General features: G+C 67.0%; 5 protein-coding genes. 4 read left to right on the plus strand and 1 reads right to left on the minus strand.

What is annotated here, in order from left to right; genetic code table 11:
- Positions 1-1,039 (minus strand): acyl-CoA dehydrogenase family protein (locus VFT73_RS07715; RefSeq protein ID WP_326409670.1); only part of this gene is annotated, 1,039 nt, incomplete at its 3' end.
- A gap of 104 nt (positions 1,040-1,143) precedes the next feature.
- Here VFT73_RS07715 and VFT73_RS07720 point away from each other — a divergent pair.
- The 4 genes from VFT73_RS07720 (at position 1,144) to VFT73_RS07735 (ending at position 3,437) form a co-directional block, all read left to right on the plus strand.
- A complete protein-coding gene (locus tag VFT73_RS07720; RefSeq protein ID WP_326409671.1) occupies positions 1,144-1,389 on the plus strand; it encodes an AbrB/MazE/SpoVT family DNA-binding domain-containing protein in 246 nt (81 codons plus the stop codon).
- Positions 1,389-1,721: a type II toxin-antitoxin system PemK/MazF family toxin gene (locus tag VFT73_RS07725; protein ID WP_326409672.1), complete on the plus strand. Its 333-nt coding sequence runs from the start codon at positions 1,389-1,391 to the stop codon at positions 1,719-1,721. Before VFT73_RS07720 ends, VFT73_RS07725 begins: the two co-directional genes overlap by 1 nt.
- Before the next feature lies 1 nt (position 1,722).
- Positions 1,723-2,286: a mismatch-specific DNA-glycosylase gene (locus VFT73_RS07730; protein ID WP_326409673.1), complete on the plus strand. Its 564-nt coding sequence runs from the start codon at positions 1,723-1,725 to the stop codon at positions 2,284-2,286.
- 74 nt (positions 2,287-2,360) lie between these two features.
- Positions 2,361-3,437: a DUF1254 domain-containing protein gene (locus VFT73_RS07735; protein ID WP_326409674.1), complete on the plus strand. Its 1,077-nt coding sequence runs from the start codon at positions 2,361-2,363 to the stop codon at positions 3,435-3,437.
- Positions 3,438-3,563 lie beyond the last annotated feature (126 nt).

A 3,563-nucleotide genomic window follows, 5' to 3' on the forward strand; every position in this document is an offset into this window, starting at 1 on the left:
CCTTGGAATAGCCGTAGGCGCCGTGGATGCGCATCGATTCGGTGCTGTTCTCCAGCGCCGCCTCGGAGGCGAAGTATTTCGCCATCCCCGCCTCCATGTCGCAGCGCTCGCCGCGGTCGAAGGCCTGGGCGGCATCGAGTGTGAGGAGTCGCGCCGCCCGGGCGCGCGTCGCCATCTCGCCCAGCTTCAGCGCGATCGCCTGGTGCTCGGCGATCGGCTTGCCGAAGGTCTTGCGGATCTGCGCGTAGCTCGTCGCCAGCCTGAGCGCGCCCTCGGCGATGCCGACACCGCGTGCTGCCACGTTGATGCGGCCAAGCTCCAGGCCGCCCGCGACCTGCGTGAACCCGCGACCCTCGACCTCGCCGATCAAATGATCCGCCGGAATGCGATAGTCCTCGAACACGAGCTCGCCCGAGTCGATCGACTTGTAGCCGAGCTTCTCGAGCTTGCGCCCGACCTTGAAGCCCGGCCCCTTGGGCGCGATGAAAAGGCTCATGCCCGAATAGCGCGGCTGCGCTTCCGGATTGGTCTTCACGAGAAGCGCAAAGCAGGAACCTTCGATGCCGTTGCTGATCCAGGTCTTGGTGCCGTTGATGACGTAGTGACCGCCCTCGCGCCGCGCCGTCATGCGGATCGACTGCAGATCGGTGCCGGCATCGGGCTCGGTGAGCGCCAGCCCGCCGCGGATCTCGCCGGAGGCGAACCTGGGCAGCCACCGCCGCTTCTGCGGCTCGGTGCCGAACTTCTCGACCGCCAGCGCCAGCATCAGATGCGAGTTGAAGATGCCGGTGATCGCCATCCAGACCGACGAGATGCGCATCACGATCTCGGCATAGGTCGTGGCCGGCAGGCCCAATCCGCCATATTCCGGCGACACGGTCGCACCGAACAGGCCGAACTCCTTCATCTGGTCGACGATCTCGGCCGGCCACTTGTCGGCGTGATCGAATTCCTTCACACGCGGCGCCACCTCGCGCGCGATCCATCGGTCGATACTGTCCAGAAGCTGCACCTCGTCCGCCGCGTCGATCTTGTTCACGTTGTTTGCCCCTCCACCAAGCGACCGGTCATCAAGCAGGACTTGTCGACTGACAATAGATACCAATGTATATACATTGGATATACGTCAAGCCGGAGAAAACGATGCCCGTGCAGGTCCAACTCGCGAAATGGGGCAACAGCCTCGGCCTTCGGGTCCCGCGCGATGTCGCAGCTCGACTGGGGCTGAAGGAAGGGGCTCGGGTCGACATCGAGACGCTGGACGACGGACGAATGGTGGTCACGCGTTCGCGGCGACGGTTTACGTTGGACGAATTGCTGGCGGGAATGAAGCCCGAACGCGAGCACAGCCTTGAGGACGACAGCCCGAAAGGCGAGGAGATCATCTGATGGCGTTGCCCGATCGCGGCAGCCTTGTCTGGCTCCTGCTCTCGCCACAAGCCGGTACCGAACAGGCGGGCCGCCGTCCGGGAATCGTACTGACACCCGAGCGCTATCATCAGCATTCGCGACTGGCGATCGTCTGTCCCATCACCAGCCGGGAGCGGGGATGGCCGATGGAAGTCAAGCTGCCGGCCGGGCTGCCCGTCTCGGGTGTCGTCCTTGTCGACCACGTGCGAAGCGTGGATCGGGAAGCGCGAAAGATGGAGATCGTCGGCCAAGCACCGGCCGAGATCCTCGACGAGATCGACGCTCGCCTGGCACCTTTGTTGAGCCTGTAGCATGGCGCAAGCATCCCTGCCCGAGAAGCGCCGCGAACGTGGACACGGGCATTTGGTGCCCGACCTCCTGGCGCCCGGACTCGATCTTGTCTTCTGCGGCACCGCGCCCAGCCCGGCCTCCTACGCCGCCCGCGCCTACTACGCCAACCCCGGCAATGCCTTCTGGGCGACCTTGTACGCGGTCGGGCTTACGCCCGAGCGGCTGACGCCCCAGCGCTATCCCGAACTGCTGTCCTGGCGAATCGGCCTCACCGATCTCAACAAGACCGAGTATGGCTCCGACCATGAGCTGAGCGCCCATGCGATGGATGCGAAAGCCTTGCATGCCAAGCTGCGCAAGTACCGGCCCGCCGCCGTCGCCTTCACCAGCAAAAATGCTGCCTCGCTCGGGCTTGGCAGGAAGGCGCTCGCCTACGGCCGGCAGGCCGAGGGCCTGGAAGGCGCCGCCGTCTTCGTGTTGGCCTCGCCGTCCGGCCGCGCCCGCTCGTTCTGGACGTTGGCGCCCTGGTGCGCCGTCGCCGCCTTCGTCCTCGAACGGCGACGGCAACGGGAGCGGCAGGCATGACGGTCGGACGACGCACCCTGTTGGCCGGGGCGGCTTCTTTCGCCGCTCATCCAGCGAGTGCGTCCAACAAGAGCATGCTACGCGACCTCGCCCGTCGTGCCGCCGTCTATCTCACACCGCTGTCGCGGATGTTCGCCCGCCGTCGCGACGATACGGTCAGCCAGGGCCGCAAGCTCAACAATCTCTATTGGGGAAAGCAGCCTACCGACGGCGTATTGGCTGCCAACGCCTGGGTCGATCTGTCGGTCGGCCCGATCTTCCTCACCTTGCCGCCGATGGGCGGGCGCTTCTACAGCGCCGCCTTCATCGATCCCTTCACCAATGGCTTCGCCCATGTCAGCAGCCGCGTCTGCGGCGACACCCCGCCGCCCTGCCTGATCGCGGCTCCGTCCTGGCGGGGCGACGTCGAGCATGGCGTGACGCTCCTGTCCGCGCCAGCCAGCACGGTGTGGCTGCAGCTCCGCATCGCCGTGGCGGCCTCGCGGCAGGACCTCGAGACGGCGCAGAACCTGCAGGCCCGCAGCCTGCTCGAGACGCCCGACAAGCGTAACGAACGGCGCATCCTCGAGATGCGCGAGCTGATGCGCGCACGCACGGAGATGCCGCGCGAGCCGGCCGCCGATTGGGATCCGCCACGCCCCGACCGACCGTTCGATCTTCTCGACACCGGTCTCGCCTTCCTCGCCGAATGCGCGCTCGCAGAGAGCGATCGCGCGATGCTCGACGAGCTGGCGCCCTTGCGGCTTCGCGCCGGCCGTCGCTTCGACGGGCGGGCCTTCAGCGGCGCGGAACGGGACGCCGTCGCGGCCGGCCTTGCCGATGCGGCAGCGGAGATCGCCGCGGCCGGGCCTTCCTTCGAACGGGTGCTCGGCGGGTGGCGCTATCCAGGCCGCGATCTCGGCCAGTTCGGCACCGACTATCTCTATCGCGCCTTCATCGCCATCACCGATCTCGGCGCGCCGGTTCCGGCAGAGATCCTCGATCTCGTGGCGGAGAGCGGCGACCATTTCGATCCGCCTGTCCCCGTGCCCGCCCGTGGCGTCCGCTGGCTGGCCGAGCGGCGCACAGCGCGCTTTTTCCAGCCGGATGCGGCGCTGGTCGACGGCCGCTATCGGCTGGCGCCGCCGAGCGGCGGCCACGCGCCTACTTGACCGCGCCGCCGGTGATACCGCTGATGAAGCGGTCGAGGAAGAGGTTGTAGGCGATCGCGACCGGAATGCTGGTGATCAGGGCAGCCGCCATCAGCTCGCCCCAGTAGTAGACATCGCCGCGAACCA

The sequence above is a fragment of the Sphingomonas sp. genome (genome assembly GCF_035758555.1).
Lineage (GTDB): Bacteria > Pseudomonadota > Alphaproteobacteria > Sphingomonadales > Sphingomonadaceae > Sphingomonas_B.

Coding starts and splice junctions, on each gene's coding strand:
- VFT73_RS07720 (WP_326409671.1), top strand. CDS start 1,144: ATGCCCGTGCAGGTCCAACTCGCGAAATGGGGCAACAGCCTCGGCCTT.
- VFT73_RS07725 (WP_326409672.1), top strand. CDS start 1,389: ATGGCGTTGCCCGATCGCGGCAGCCTTGTCTGGCTCCTGCTCTCGCCA.
- VFT73_RS07730 (WP_326409673.1), top strand. CDS start 1,723: ATGGCGCAAGCATCCCTGCCCGAGAAGCGCCGCGAACGTGGACACGGG.
- VFT73_RS07735 (WP_326409674.1), top strand. CDS start 2,361: ATGCTACGCGACCTCGCCCGTCGTGCCGCCGTCTATCTCACACCGCTG.